This window comes from Streptomyces carpinensis (assembly GCF_002154505.1).
Lineage (GTDB): Bacteria > Actinomycetota > Actinomycetes > Streptomycetales > Streptomycetaceae > Streptomyces > Streptomyces carpinensis.
Map to the genome: position 1 here is coordinate 1 of NZ_MUBM01000483.1, position 1,209 is coordinate 1,209.

The 1,209-nt window shown below is 67.9% G+C and carries 2 protein-coding genes; both read left to right on the forward strand.

The window, feature by feature from the left end; translation table 11 throughout:
* On the forward strand, positions 1-459 hold a 459-nt coding region (locus BZY54_RS44130), incomplete at its 5' end, for an SDR family NAD(P)-dependent oxidoreductase (RefSeq protein ID WP_143668275.1).
* Between the two features lie 60 nt (positions 460-519).
* Positions 520-1,209: fumarylacetoacetate hydrolase family protein (locus BZY54_RS44135; RefSeq protein ID WP_086730991.1), on the forward strand; the 690-nt coding region annotated here is incomplete at its 3' end.

Sequence of the window (1,209 nt, forward strand, 5' to 3'; positions counted from 1 at the left end):
ATCCTCGTCAACAACGCCGGCTCCATCCGCCGTCAGCCGGCCGTGGACCACGCTCCGGAGCTCTGGGACGAGGTACTGGCAGTGAACCTCTCCTCGCAGTTCCTGCTCACCCAGGCGCTGGCGCGGCCGATGCTGGACCGCGGCAGTGGCAAGGTCGTCTTCACCGCATCGCTGCTGAGCTTCCAAGGCGGCATCAACGTGCCCGGATATGCCGCCTCGAAGTCGGGCATCGCCGGTCTCACCCGTGCCCTGGCGAACGAGTGGTCGCCCCATGGCGTCAACGTCAACGCCATCGCTCCCGGATACATCGCCACCGACAACACCCAGGTGCTGCGCGACGNNNGCAAGTGGGGGCGGCCGGCCGACCTCGCCGGTGCGGCGGTCTTCCTGTGCAGCAGTGCGTCCGACTACGTCCACGGGGTCGTCCTTCCGGTCGACGGGGGATGGCTGGGCCGGTGACCCCGGCCCGGCACCACCGGGCCCGCACCTCGCGCACCACAACCTTCTCTGGAGGAGAACATGCGTCTGGTACGTCTCGGCCCCGTCGGCCAGGAGATCCCCGCGGTCAGGTCGGACGGGGGCCACCGGGACCTGCGCCCGCTGCTGGGCGGNNGCCTGCCATGTCTGGAAGGCGCCGAAGAACTGCGCACGGGAGCGCCCATCGCACGGCCCGGCAAGATCATCTGCGTGGGTCTCAACTATCGTGACCACGCCGCGGAGACCGGCGCCCAGATCCCCGGCGAACCCGTGGTCTTCATGAAAGACCCGTCCACCGTGGTCGGTCCGTACGACACCGTGCTGATTCCCAGGCACTCCCACAAGACCGACTGGGAGGTCGAACTGGGTGTCGTCGTCGGCACCACAGCCCGCTATCTCCCGTCGCCCGCGCAGGCCCGAGCGCACGTCGCGGGATATGTGCTCTCCCACGACGTGTCGGAGCGCGAGTTCCAGCTCGAACGAGGCGGCCAGTGGGACAAGGGGAAGAGTTGTGAGACCTTCAATCCGCTCGGACCCGAACTGGTGACCGCCGACGAAGTGCCCGACCCGCAGAACCTGCGGCTGTCACTGTCGGTCAACGGGGTCAAGCGCCAGGACGGCACGACGGCCGACATGATCTTCAGCGTTGATCATGTGCTGTGGTATCTCAGCCAGTTCATGGTGCTGCAGCCCGGCGACCTCATCAACACCGGAACCCCGGCAGGCGTCGCG